Here is a 13388-nt window from a genome sequence, read left to right as displayed (position 1 = left end):
TTTTAGTGATTTATTCACCACAGAGTACACTAAGAGCACAGAGGTAGAGATTAGAGAGTTAATAGATTTATATTTTCTTTATACTGGTCTTTCCTCTGTGTAGCGAAGCGTCTCTGTGTTCTCGGTGGTAAAATTTTTTTAGTGATTTATTCACTAGTAGAGCATTAAGGACAAAAAACTAAAAAGTGATCGCTAAAGCTAAGGAAGGTTATGACAACAGATATCATCACACAAAAGGTAATAGGTTGCGCTATAGAAGTTCATAAGCAACTTGGGCCTGGCTTATTAGAGTCAAGCTATGAAAATTGCCTAATGTATGAACTACAACAAATGGGAATAGAAGCCGTAAATCAAGTTGAATTTCCAATTACCTACAAAAATATCGAAATTAATGCAGGTTACAGGTTAGACATTTTAATTCCTGACGAACTTGTAATTGAATTAAAAGCTGTTGATAAACTGGCACCGATCCATTCAGCTCAGTTGATTACGTATTTAAAATTAAGCGGTATTAAAACGGGGTTGTTGATTAATTTTAATGTGACAAAATTAGTTAATGGTATTAAACGTATTAGTGTTTAACCGTAACAAAATAAATTTACCTCAGAGAAATACTTAATGTTGCTTGTGTCTTCTCGGTGTTGCGCGAAGCGCCTCGGTGGTGAAAACTTCTATAGTGATTATTCACCACAGAGGTCACGAAGAGCACAGAGGTAGAGATTAGAGAGCTAATGGGATTATGCTTTCTTTTGTTAGTATTTCCTTTGTGTAGCGAAGCGTCTCGGTGTGCTCGGTGGTGAAAACTTCTTTAGTGATTATTCACCACGGAGGTCACGAAGAGCACAGAGGTAGAGATTAGAGAGCTAATGGGATTATACTTTCTTTCGTTAGTATTTCCTTTGTGTAGCGAAGCGTCTCGGTGCTCTCGGTGGTGAAAGCTTTTTTAGTGATTAATTCACCACGGAGGTCACGCAGAGCACAGAGGTAGGTATTGAGATCTAATAGGTTTTTAATAGTCACTTCTCTGTGCAGCGAAGCGCCTCGGTGTGCTCGGTGGTGAAAGTTTTTAATGATTAATTTACCACGGAGGTCACGAAGAGCACAGAGGTAGGTATTAGAGATCTAATAGGTTTTTAATAGTCACTTCTCTGTGCAGCGAAGCGCCTCGGTGTGCTCGGTGGTGAAAGTTTTTAATGATTAATTCACCACGGAGGTCACGAAGAGCACAGAGGTAGATATTAGAGATCTAATAGGTTTTTAATAGTCATTTCTCTGTGTAGCGAAGCGTCTCGGTGTGCTCGGTGGTGAAAACTTCTTTAGTGATTATTCACCACGGAGGTCACGAAGAGCACAGAGGTAGATATTAGAGATCTAATGGGATTATACTTTCTTTCGTTAGTGTTTCCTTTGTGTAGCGAAGCGTCTCGGTGCTCTCGGTGGTGAAAACTAAATAAGATTACCACAGCCTAAGAGACAAAGTAGCTTTCCAAAATGTTATCCGGTTTAATGAAATCGATTGAGTCATGGGGTTAGGGTCATTAATCTACCTTTGACCTTTGACCTTTGACCTTTGACCTTTGGGCTCTCCTAGCTCCTTCGCAATTTATAAGCTATAATTCATAAAATTTTAACAAAGTAATAGTTTACTATTATTCTTACTTTTTGAATCAACAAATTACAAGAAAAAGGAACTTGTTGTGGATAGTTTCATTCGTTCTATTTTGAATGCATCACGTGCTAAAAAGCGCGCAATTACATTATTTATTGATGCATTATTCATTGCTGCAGCCTTTTGGTTAGCATTAATTGTCCGCTTAGACAGCCTTACCCCTTTTAATGAGCCAAGTAATTGGCTGCTGCTTGCTTTACTTATACCTACTGGTTTATATGCATTTATTAATTTAGGCTTATACCGCGCAGTACTTAGATATATGAACTCACATGCACTGTGGGCTATTGTGTTAGGTACCGTAATTACTACCGCAGCCTTGGTGCTTTTATCGTTTTTTGTGGGTGTGAGTATACCGCGTACAATGCCATTTATATTTGCATGGCTATGTTTGTTGACCGTAGGTGGATCGCGCATTTTAGTGCGTGCCATGATTGGTAAAATGGCCACAGCAAATAAAGAATCAGTGATTATTTATGGTGCTGGCTCTGCTGGCAGGCAGTTAGCTACGGCATTGGGCGCTGGCCCTGAGTACTTTGTACGCGCATTTATTGATGATGACGAAACAAAGCAAGGCTCTATCATTCAGGGTATTCCAGTAATAAGCTTTAAAGGTATTTACGAATTAATTAATAAAGGTAAAGCGACAAAAGTGTTATTAGCTTTGCCTAGTGCAACACGCGCACGCCGTAAAGAAGTGCTCGCGCAGCTTGAACCGCTCACTATTAAAGTACTTTCAATTCCTGGTATGGCTGATGTTGTTGAGGGTAAAGCTAAGCTTTCTGAGTTCAGGGATGTTGAAATTGAAGATTTATTAGGCCGAGACCCCGTCACGCCAAAGCCTGAGTTAATGGCGGCTAATATAACTGGTAAAGCTGTGATGGTAAGTGGTGCTGGAGGGTCAATTGGCTCAGAATTATGTAGACAAATTATTCGGCTTCACCCTAAAAAGTTAGTGTTATTCGAAATTTCAGAATTCGGTTTATATTCTATTGAAAAAGAGCTTAATGAGTATGTAATTAATAACAACATCGACCTCGAGCTTATTCCAATAATGGGTTCTGTACAGCGAATTAACCGTATTGAAACAGTTATGATGGCGTTTGGTGTGCAAACGGTATATCACGCGGCAGCTTATAAGCATGTTCCTTTAGTTGAGCATAATGTGGTTGAAGGCGTACGCAATAATGTATTTGGTACTTATTATGCAGCTAAGGCTGCAATAAATGCGGGTGTTGAAACCTTTGTATTGATATCTACCGATAAAGCAGTGCGGCCAACCAATGTAATGGGTGCAACTAAGCGAATGGCTGAGCTTGTACTACAAGGCCTTGCGCAAAATAAAGGTGTTAAGCATCAAACGCGTTTTTGCATGGTACGATTTGGTAATGTGTTAGGTTCATCAGGCTCTGTGGTGCCTTTATTCAGGCGCCAAATTAAAGAGGGCGGGCCAATTACACTAACTCACCCTGATATAACCCGCTTTTTTATGACCATACCTGAGGCCGCGCAGCTTGTAATTCAGGCAGGTTCCATGGGTAAAGGCGGCGACGTATTTGTGCTTGATATGGGTGAGTCAGTAAAAATCAAAGATTTAGCTTCAAAAATGGTGCGGTTATCTGGCTTTGAGGTAAAAGATGATACCAACCCCCATGGCGATATCGAAATTAAATGCACAGGCCTTCGCCCAGGTGAAAAACTATATGAAGAGTTATTGATTGGCGATAATGTTGGTGAAACCACACATGAGCGTATTATGACTGCGAATGAAGCTATGCTGCCGTTTGCAGAGCTTAATGTGTTTTTAGAAGCACTTGATATTGCTTGTCATAACTTTGACCATGAAACAATTCGTCAGCTGTTGCTTGATGCACCTACTGGGTTTAACCCAACCGATGGTATTTGTGATTTGGTTTGGAATGCTAAAAAGCAATTGCCCCAAGAAAGCTCTAAGAAAGTGGTAAATATTAAGAATTAGGCCCTAGGCGCTAGGTTTTGCGCCAGCAAGCTTAGCGCCTACGGGTGAGTTATACACAGTTGAGTTTAATTATTTACTTTTAGACGAGTGGCCTGCCACCGCTAAAGGTTTTAGGTTCTAGGGAAGAGACTAGGTTGCTAGGTGTATTTAGTTTTTCCTCTTTTTGTTCTCATTCACTTCTCTTTGTGCAAATAGATCTTTTAAAGTGATATATTCACAAAGAGGTCAAGAGACGCTGCGCTTATGAGGTAAAAAGGACCTAGTAAAGAAACTAGGTACTCGCTAGTAGAGTGAAATATTTATTTTATCTTCTCATTTATTCTTATTCACTTCTCTATGTGCAAATTGTACTTTGACGAAGCCCGAAGCCCGAAGCCCGAAGCCCGAAGCCCGAAGCCCGAAGCCCGAATTTATAGCTTTAGCTCTAAGCATGTTAAGCTTATTGCTAGGAAGCAAAATATAGAAATTAAAGGAATCAAGAAATGAAAATAGCAGTCGTTGGTACTGGTTATGTAGGCCTATCAAACGCTATGTTACTTGCGCAAAATAATAAAGTTGTAGCGCTTGATATTGATGAAAATAAAGTAGCACTTTTAAAAGACAAACAATCACCTATCGTTGATATTGAGATTAATGACTTTTTACAACATAAAGAGCTTAACTTTACTGCTACTACTAACAAAGAGTCTGCATTGATAGGGGCTGATTTTGTAGTAATTGCAACCCCTACAGATTATGACCCTGAAACAAACTACTTTAATACCAGTTCTGTTGAGTCCGTAATAAAAGACGTATTGAGTATCAACTCTAGTGCGACTATGGTGATTAAATCGACAGTACCAGTAGGTTATACTCAGTCGGTCAAAGAAAAGTTTGGCACTGATAACATTATATTCTCGCCTGAATTCTTACGTGAAGGAAAAGCGCTTCATGATAATTTATATCCATCACGTATTATTGTAGGTGAGCAAAGTGAGCGCGCTGAAACATTTGCAAGCTTGCTTACTCAAGGTGCAATTAAAACAGATATTGATGTGCTATTTACTGACTCAACTGAAGCTGAAGCAATCAAGCTGTTTTCAAATACTTATTTAGCGATGCGTGTAGCTTATTTTAATGAACTTGATAGTTATGCTGAAAGCCATGGCTTGAATGCAAAGCAAATTATACAAGGTGTAGGGTTAGACCCGCGAATTGGTAGTCACTATAACAATCCATCGTTCGGTTATGGTGGTTATTGTTTGCCTAAAGATACTAAACAACTGCTAGCTAATTATAAAGATGTACCAAACAATATGATTGCTGCAATAGTTGATGCAAATACGACGCGTAAAGATTTTATTGCTAAATCCATTATTAAACGTGACCCAAAAGTTGTGGGTGTATACCGCTTAGTTATGAAAACTGGCTCTGATAATTTTAGAGCATCGGCTATTCAAGGTATAATGAAGCGTATTAAGGCGAAAGGTATTGATGTTGTAGTTTATGAGCCTGCTTTAAAAGAAGATACATTCTTTCACTCTCGCGTTATTAAAGATATCAATGAATTTAAACAGCTCTCGGATGTTGTGGTTTCAAATCGCATGGTTGATGAGCTTAATGATGTTGCTGATAAAGTGTATACGCGAGACTTATTTGGCAGTGATTAGTTGCAAAGTGCCTAGTTACAAGTAACAAGGTTAAAGTAAAAAGGTATAAGGCTTTAGGGAACTGGCTAGGAGCTAGCTGTATTCATAATAAGGCGCCGCCCGCTGATCGTTGCACAAAGCCTGTAGCCTTTTTACACTGATTAATCTAGAACCTAGAATTAAAGAAGGATTAGAATGAAGTATTTAGTGACTGGTGTTGCAGGTTTTATTGGTGCCGCAACCTGCGTAAAACTATTATCAGCAAATCATACAGTAGTAGGTATTGATAACCTGAACGACTATTACGATGTAAATTTAAAACTTGCTCGTTTAGACCAGTTTAAAGAACACGCTAATTTCACCTTTGTTAAAATGGATATAGCTGACCGCAATGCAATGAGTGAGCTTTTTGCGAATGAACAATTTGATCGCGTTATTCATTTAGCTGCCCAAGCAGGCGTGCGTTACTCAATTGAGAATCCTGATGCTTATGCTGATTCGAATTTAGTAGGTCATTTAAATGTACTTGAAGGCTGCCGCCATAATAAAGTTGAGCACTTAGTTTATGCCTCATCTAGCTCTGTATATGGTTTAAATGAAAAAACGCCATTTGAAACAACTGATAGTGTTGACCATCCAGTATCATTTTATGCTGCCACTAAAAAAGCCAATGAACTGATGGCACATAGCTATTCTCACTTATACAATTTACCGACGACTGGTTTACGCTTTTTTACTGTTTATGGACCGTGGGGCCGCCCAGATATGGCTCCGTATATTTTCACTAAAAAAATTCTTGCCGGTGACACTATAGATATAAATAACAATGGCGACATGTGGCGTGACTTTACTTATATAGACGATATTGTTGAAGGGGTAGTTCGTGCTGCTGAAGTTGTGCCTGAACGTAATGATTCTTGGAAGGTAGAAACAGGTTCACCAGCATCAAGCTCAGCGCCATTTAAAGTTTATAATATCGGCCATGGTAGCCCTATTAACCTAATGGAATTTATTTCATCAATAGAATCTTCTTTAGGCATAGAGGCTAAAAAGAACTTCCGTGAAATGCAAGCTGGTGATGTTTATAAAACATATGCTGATACTCAAGATCTTTTTGCAGCCACAGGGTATAAACCGAAAGTGGGTGTTGAGCAAGGTGTTGAAGCGTTAATTGATTGGTATAAAGATTTCTATAAAGCTTGAATAACATTTAATAGCTACATATAGTAATTTTTTGCTGTATTACTGACTTCGGTTTACTCATTACATTTACTTTTTATAGGTGTTTACTGCTATTTCCTGACTAGATTGTATAAAAATTTTAAATAAAGGACTAACTATAAAAGCTGTAATTCCGGTAGCTGGCCTTGGTACTCGCATGCTACCAATGACAAAAGCAATTCCAAAAGAAATGCTACCTTTGGTCGATAAGCCGCTCATTCAATATATAGTGAATGAATGTGTTGCTGCAGGTATTAAGGAGGTTGTACTAGTAACACATAGCTCAAAAAATGCGATTGAAAACCACTTTGATACGAGCTTTGAGTTAGAAGCTACGCTTGAAAAACGAGTTAAACGTAAGTTATTAGAAGAAGTGCGTTCAATTTGCCCGCCAGATGTAACTGTTTTACAAGTTCGCCAAGGTGAAGCTAAAGGGTTGGGGCATGCTGTGCTATGTGCAAAACCAATCATTTGTGATGATGACTTTGTAGTTGTTTTACCTGATGTCATTTTAGATGCTTACACCGCTGACCAAAAAACAGAAAACTTAGCTGCGATGATAAAACGGTTTAACGACGTTAAAGCAAGCCAAATTATGCTAGAGCCTGTTGCCCAGTAAGATGTGAGCAAATATGGTATAGCTGATATTGATGGTGTTGTTATTGGTGCCGGTGAAAGTGCAAAAATTAAAACCATGGTAGAAAAGCCTGATGTTGATAAGGCTCCTTCTAACTTGGCTGTTGTTGGTCGCTATGTATTATCAAAAGCTATCTGGTCATTGTTGGCTAAAACACCAGTGGGTGCTGGTAATGAAGTTCAACTGACTGATGCAATTGATATGTTGATGGAAAAAGAAACCGTTGAAGCTTTTCATATGAGTGGTCGCTCTCATGACTGTGGTGACAAACTTGGCTATTTAAAAGCAATTGTTGAATACAGCATGCGGGATGAAAATTTGGGTGAAGAGTTTACCAGTTTTGTAACTGAATTGGTAAATCCAAAAGAGCTGACTCACTTAAAAGCGGTGTAAAAAATAGATATCAGATTGTTAGATGTTAGAGCGTTAGTTTGTCGAATCTGTTTTTTAAGCTTGTTAACATTGCCCCGAGCTCTTTGGTTTCTAAAATCCATTTATGGCTATCTTCTTTAGTAAGGTAGCCAATATCCGCGCCAATGTAGATTTGTGTTCTCGCTTCAGCTAAAGATGCCCTAGCTATATCTATGAAACGGCTTTTTTCTTTATAGCTTTTTCTGGATACTCCCTCAGTTATATTGCTAGGTACAGATAGACCTGAACGTGTAAGTTGATCACGAAAACCATAGTCTTTTAAATGAATCGTTGATTTATAAATATCGGCACTTAAGCGTGCAGAACGCTTCCATACATCTAATTGTTCAAAGTTCATAGCTGTTCCTCTTCTGCAATCTAACATCTAATATCTAAAGCCTATTCCCCAATTTCAACTTCAACTCCTTTCCCTAAAACCTCACGATACTTTTGTGCTAATACCTGTTTGGCATTTTCATCGCCGTGGACTATTTTTATATGGCTGGGCTTTTTACGCATGCCGGTTACAAATTTTAGTAAGCCATTTTGATCAGCGTGAGCGCTGTAGCCGCTTATGGTATGAACTTTGGCGTTTATATTTACTTTTTTATCGTTAATGATTACATAGCCATTTTTTGGGCCGTAAGTTTGAATGTCTCGCCCCAGGGTGCCACGGCCTTGGTAGCCAACAAAAATAACATCGGTGGTTTTGTCTGCTAAAAATGCATCTAAGTAATTAACTATTCGGCCTCCTGTACACATGCCACTCGCAGCAAGAATAATCGCGGGCTGTTTTCGGCTGCGTAAATAATTAATAACTGCTTGGTGTTCCTGATGACTATCAACTGTGTGTAAGCTCTCAAAGTTGAGAGGGTGGCGCCCTTTTGCAACGCGTTTTTTTGCCTCATCGTCCCATAGGTTTTTAAATTGGCGATATTGTTGGGTAAAGTTTGCGGCCATGGGGGAGTCTATAATGACCTCAATTGAGCGCCAGATAGCGTGTTTTTTTGAGTTATGAATTAGTTGCTCTAACTCGTAAAGCAGCTCTTGTGTGCGACCTATGCTAAATGCAGGAATAAGCACTACACCGTTATCTGATACGGCTTTTTCGATAATTGCTTTTAAGGTTTGAGTTCGTTGTTTGCGACCTTGATGGTTTTTATCGCCATAGGTTGATTCAATGACTAATGTATCTGCTTTATAGGGCGCTTTAGGGCTTGGTAAAAGGGGGGTGTAGGGCGCGCCTAAATCGCCTGAAAACACAACTCTATGACTTGATGGTTTTTTACCAATATCTATCTCAACATAAGCAGAGCCCAAAATATGCCCCGCTCTTTGTAAGCGTGCCTTCACTAGCTCGTGGTCGTTAATTACGGGTAATTCAAACCATGTATTAAATTCCACTTTGATAATCAGTTTGCTGAGCAAGTTTAAACACGCGTTAATAATGGTTTGATCGCGCGTAACGCCAACTTTTAATGCATCTTCAATCACAAGTGGGAGTAAGCTTGAGGATGCAACAGAGGTGTATATAGGCCCGGTAAAGCCAGCGGCCAATAAGTAGGGAATTCTGCCAACATGGTCAATATGGCAGTGCGTAACAATTAGCGCAGTGACATTCGATATATCGAAATCGATTGCTAAGTCGACTCCGGCGTCTTCCCCTTGAAATAGTCCGCAGTCAATTAGAATAGAGGTATTTTTACTAATTTGTAGTTCATGGCATGACCCTGTAACGCCATTCACCGCTCCGTGGTGTTTTATTTGCATAGTTTATTCCTATAATTAGATTTAAAAAGTGTAGCATTAAAAATTTATTTGTACCTAATTAGCTTTGAAGGCGAGTGGCTTGCCATCACGTTTTATAAGTTTTGAATAGTGCTTGTTGCGTAACGCCCACGGGGTTAAATTTACTTGGTGGTAATAAGCGCTGTATTGAATTAAAATCTAGCCCTTAACTTTTTTATTGGTGTTGTGATGGCTAAAGATAAATACGCGCCAAAACCGTTGAACGATATTATGGCGGGTCTCAGTGGTCGCTTATCAAATTATGCGGGTAAAAGCCAAGCGCTCGATAAACAGCAAACACTTTTGACTGAGTTTTTAAGCCCTAATTTGGCTGATAAGTGCAGAGTGAGTAATTACCGCGACGGTACATTAATGATTGAGGCCGTGTCAGCACCGATTGCACTTCGTTTAAATTATTTAAAAATGGATATGTTGTCACACTTTCGTGGTGCAGGGATGGCTGAGCTTGGGCAAATTAAAATTACCGCCAACCCGCAGTCAAGCCAACGATTAAGTCAAAATAATGCCACAAAGCCTGCAAATAATACCACAGCAAAAAAATTGCCCATGAGTGAGCAAACTGCTGATTACCTTTCTGCAATTGCGCAAAATGCTCCACCATCGCTCCGTGAGAAGTTAGAGCGCTTGGCTAAACATGGGAAAAAATAAACGCCTTGCTGAGTATCTTGAGTTTGCAGCAGTATTGAAGAACCTAGAACCTAGAACCTAGAACCTAGAACCTAGAACCTAGAACCTAGAACCTAGAACCTAGAACCTAATGTTCCCATATCGCTCTTGAATTTATTCTATTTACCTCCATATAAACCTAGTCGATATTTATTGTGTCATTTGATTTAAAGTTATCTTTACGGCGTTTTTAAATTTTTTCGATTAAAAATGGCTAACTTTATCAACAGATAGTTCGTTGTATCGCAGAGTCTGGTATAGTGGCGCACGAGATAAATGCTGAAAATTACAGCGTTTATCAAAATTGCTAATTAATATGTTCTTTTTTATGAGCAGTATATTAATTAGTAATATTATCCCCATTGTTTGGGGGCATAAAATGGGTTAGTTGATGTTCAGCTAACAAAGAATACATTGTAACGGTTTTATCATGATATCTAATTTATTTACCAAGATTTTTGGTAGTCGCAATGACCGCACTATTAAAAATTTAAGAAAGACGGTCGCGCTAATCAACGCGCTTGAAACGCAACTAGAAGCGCTTTCAGACGAAGATTTAAAAGCCAAAACAGCAGAATTTAGAGAGCGTTACGATAACGGGCAAAGTCTTGATGACATTTTGCCAGAGGCATTTGCTGTCGTGCGTGAGGCGTCAAAACGTGTTAATGGCATGCGCCACTTTGACGTGCAGCTTTTAGGTGGCATGGTTTTACATCAAGGCCGCATCGCAGAAATGCGTACTGGTGAGGGTAAAACCCTTACTGCAAGTTTACCTGCTTACCTTCGTGGTTTAACAGGGAAGGGTGTTCACATTATTACGGTGAACGACTACCTTGCTAAGCGTGATGCTGAAACTAACCGTCCATTGTTTGAGTTTTTAGGCTTAACAGTGGGCTGTAATGTACCAGGCATGATGCCACAACAGAAAAAAGAAGCGTACGCAGCAGACATTACCTACGGTACAAATAACGAGTTTGGTTTTGATTACCTGCGCGACAATATGGCGTTCAGTATTGATGAGCGCGTACAGCGTCCACTTTACTTTGCTGTTGTGGATGAAGTGGATTCAATCTTAATCGATGAGGCGCGTACTCCGCTTATTATTTCAGGGCCTGCTGAAGATAGCTCGCAGCTTTACACCGAAATTAACACCATTGTTCCTTTACTTGAATTACAAGAAAAAGAAGACGAAGAAGGTGTAGAAGGCGATGGCGATTTCACCATTGATGAAAAAGCAAAACAAGTTCATTTAACTGAACGTGGCCAAATTAAAGTCGAAGAATTACTTTCGGAGCGTGGCTTAATTGAAGAGGGCGATTCGCTTTATTCTGCAGGTAGCATTACGTTACTTAGCCACATTTATGCTGCGTTACGTGCTCATAAGCTTTATCAAAAAGACATTGATTACGTTGTTAAAGAAAACGAAGTAATTATTGTTGATGAACACACAGGCCGTACAATGGAAGGCCGTCGTTGGTCTGAAGGTTTACACCAAGCTGTTGAAGCAAAAGAAGGTGTAAAAATTCAAAACGAAAACCAAACACTGGCATCAATTACCTTCCAAAACTACTTCCGTATTTACGATACCCTTGCCGGTATGACAGGTACTGCAGACACTGAAGCATTTGAGTTCCAGTCAATCTACGGTTTAGATACTGTTGTTATGCCAACTAATAAGCCTATGATCCGCGACGATCGTGCTGATCTGGTGTATCTAACACAAGATGAAAAATACGAAGCAATTTTAGTTGATATTAAAGATTGCCAAGAGCGTGGGCAACCAGTGCTTGTTGGTACTATCTCGATTGAAAGCTCTGAGTATTTATCGCAGTTTTTACGTAAAGAAAAGATCAAGCACAACGTACTAAATGCGAAGTTCCACGCGCAAGAAGCAGATATTGTATCTGATGCTGGTTTACCTGGCACAGTCACCATTGCTACTAACATGGCAGGTCGTGGTACAGATATCGTACTCGGCGGTAACTGGAACAGCGAAGTTGAAAAGCTGGATAACCCCACTGACGAGAAAATAGCTGAAATCAAAGCTGCGTGGCAAATTCGTCATGATGCTGTAATTGCAGCGGGTGGCTTGCATATTATTGGTACTGAACGCCATGAGTCGCGACGTATTGATAATCAGTTGCGTGGTCGTTCGGGTCGTCAGGGTGATGCTGGTTCAAGCCGTTTCTACCTTTCGATGGATGATGCGCTAATGCGTATATTTGCTGGTGAACGCATGACTAACATGATGCGTAAACTCGGTATGCAGCGTGGCGAAGCCATTGAACATCCATGGGTAAACCGTGCTATCGAAAACGCCCAGCGTAAAGTAGAAGCGCGTAACTTTGATGTTCGTAAACAATTACTTGAATACGATGATGTAGCAAACGATCAACGTCGTGTTGTATACGCACAGCGTAATGAATTACTTGTTGAAGGCGATATTTCTGAGACAATTACGGTAATTCGTGGCGATGTACTTAACGGTATGATTGACCAGTACATTGCACCGCAAAGCTTGGCTGAAATGTGGGATATCCCGGGCCTTGAAGAACGCTTAAAACAAGACTTCTTATTGGAACTGCCAATTTCGCAATGGTTAGCTGACGACAGCAAGCTATACGAAGAAAAATTACGAGATCGTATTGAAGAAGCGGTTACTAATGCCTATAAGGAAAAAGAGCAGCAAGTTGGTGAGTCTGTTTTACGCCAGTTTGAGAAAGCAATTATGCTACAAAGCTTAGATCAGCATTGGAAAGATCACTTAGCTGCGATGGATCACCTACGCCAAGGTATTCATTTACGTGGTTATGCGCAAAAGAATCCAAAGCAAGAATATAAGCGTGAGTCATTTGAGTTGTTCTCTGAAATGCTTGAAAACCTTAAAGTTGATGTTGTAGGCATTTTAAGTAAGGTTCAAGTGCGTGCAGAAGAAGATGTTGAAAAAGTCGAAGAGCAACATCGCCGGAGTGAAAACGCGCCTCGTCAGTACCAGCATGAAGAAGCTGAGCACGTGGGTGGTGAAACACCAGCAGGTGCTACAGTATCAGCCCGTACGGAGCCAAAAGTAGGCCGCAATGAGCCATGCCCATGTGGTTCTGGCCAAAAGTTTAAACAGTGTTGTGGTAAATTAAAGTAACCTCAGTTTAAACCTTGAAAAAGCGACGCATGCGTCGCTTTTTTGTTTTTTATTGAGTTAAAATTCACTTGTAGGCGAGTGGCTTGCCACCGGGAAAGTGTTTTGTAGCAGCGATTTTATATCGCGTTTTTAAGTGACTTGTTTACAAAGAGGTTAAGAGTCGCTGCGCTTGAGAGGTAAAGACAGAGGCTCCAGGGAAGTGACTAGGCACTAGGTGTGTTTAGCTTTTC

Annotated in this window: 8 protein-coding genes and 1 pseudogene; 7 read left to right on the top strand and 2 right to left on the bottom strand. The window is 40.0% G+C overall.

The features are described from left to right. The first annotated feature begins 210 nt into the window (after positions 1-210). The 5 genes and pseudogenes from C7Y70_RS03530 (at position 211) to galU (ending at position 7526) form a co-directional block, all read left to right on the top strand. Positions 211-582 carry a GxxExxY protein gene (locus C7Y70_RS03530; RefSeq protein ID WP_135473383.1) on the top strand — a complete coding sequence of 124 codons (372 nt, stop codon included), beginning with the start codon at positions 211-213 and terminating at the stop codon, positions 580-582. A gap of 1115 nt (positions 583-1697) precedes the next feature. Continuing rightward, positions 1698-3647: a nucleoside-diphosphate sugar epimerase/dehydratase gene (locus C7Y70_RS03525; RefSeq protein WP_135473382.1), complete on the top strand. Its 1950-nt coding sequence runs from the start codon at positions 1698-1700 to the stop codon at positions 3645-3647. A 482-nt stretch (positions 3648-4129) separates the two neighbouring features. Beyond that, complete coding sequence (locus tag C7Y70_RS03520; RefSeq protein WP_135473381.1) at positions 4130-5296, top strand: nucleotide sugar dehydrogenase; 1167 nt, start codon at positions 4130-4132, stop codon at positions 5294-5296. Positions 5297-5470: 174 nt separating this feature from the next. Continuing rightward, entirely contained in the window at positions 5471-6478 is a 1008-nt protein-coding gene (locus C7Y70_RS03515) for an NAD-dependent epimerase (RefSeq protein ID WP_135473380.1), read from the top strand. 136 nt (positions 6479-6614) lie between these two features. Then, positions 6615-7526: pseudogene (gene galU / locus C7Y70_RS03510) on the top strand (UTP--glucose-1-phosphate uridylyltransferase GalU). A 25-nt stretch (positions 7527-7551) separates the two neighbouring features. On the opposite strand, the gene C7Y70_RS03505 reads toward galU, so the two are convergent. Then, positions 7552-7902, bottom strand: a complete 351-nt coding sequence (locus tag C7Y70_RS03505; protein WP_135473379.1) for a four helix bundle protein — start codon at positions 7900-7902, stop codon at positions 7552-7554. Positions 7903-7943: 41 nt separating this feature from the next. After that, complete coding sequence (locus C7Y70_RS03500) at positions 7944-9314, bottom strand: MBL fold metallo-hydrolase (protein ID WP_135473378.1); 1371 nt, start codon at positions 9312-9314, stop codon at positions 7944-7946. Positions 9315-9521: 207 nt separating this feature from the next. Between C7Y70_RS03500 and C7Y70_RS03495 the strand changes: the two genes are divergently transcribed. Then, entirely contained in the window at positions 9522-10001 is a 480-nt protein-coding gene (locus C7Y70_RS03495) for a DUF721 domain-containing protein (RefSeq protein WP_135473377.1), read from the top strand. Between the two features lie 448 nt (positions 10002-10449). Further along, positions 10450-13158, top strand: a complete 2709-nt coding sequence (gene secA / locus C7Y70_RS03490) for a preprotein translocase subunit SecA (protein ID WP_135473376.1) — start codon at positions 10450-10452, stop codon at positions 13156-13158. The last annotated feature ends 230 nt before the right edge of the window (positions 13159-13388 follow it).

Origin of the sequence: Pseudoalteromonas sp. KS88 (genome assembly GCF_004766475.1) — a bacterium.
Lineage (GTDB): Bacteria > Pseudomonadota > Gammaproteobacteria > Enterobacterales > Alteromonadaceae > Pseudoalteromonas.
Note: the sequence above shows the minus strand (reverse complement) of the source record. Positions and strands in the feature narration are given on the sequence as shown.

Bases quoted from the DNA above. Each gene is read 5' to 3' on its own strand.
- secA (WP_135473376.1), top strand. From the start codon at position 10,450: ATGATATCTAATTTATTTACCAAGATTTTTGGTAGTCGCAATGACCGC.
- C7Y70_RS03495 (WP_135473377.1), top strand. From the start codon at position 9,522: ATGGCTAAAGATAAATACGCGCCAAAACCGTTGAACGATATTATGGCG.
- C7Y70_RS03515 (WP_135473380.1), top strand. From the start codon at position 5,471: ATGAAGTATTTAGTGACTGGTGTTGCAGGTTTTATTGGTGCCGCAACC.
- C7Y70_RS03530 (WP_135473383.1), top strand. From the start codon at position 211: ATGACAACAGATATCATCACACAAAAGGTAATAGGTTGCGCTATAGAA.
- C7Y70_RS03500 (WP_135473378.1), bottom strand. From the start codon at position 9,314: ATGCAAATAAAACACCACGGAGCGGTGAATGGCGTTACAGGGTCATGC.
- C7Y70_RS03520 (WP_135473381.1), top strand. From the start codon at position 4,130: ATGAAAATAGCAGTCGTTGGTACTGGTTATGTAGGCCTATCAAACGCT.
- C7Y70_RS03505 (WP_135473379.1), bottom strand. From the start codon at position 7,902: ATGAACTTTGAACAATTAGATGTATGGAAGCGTTCTGCACGCTTAAGT.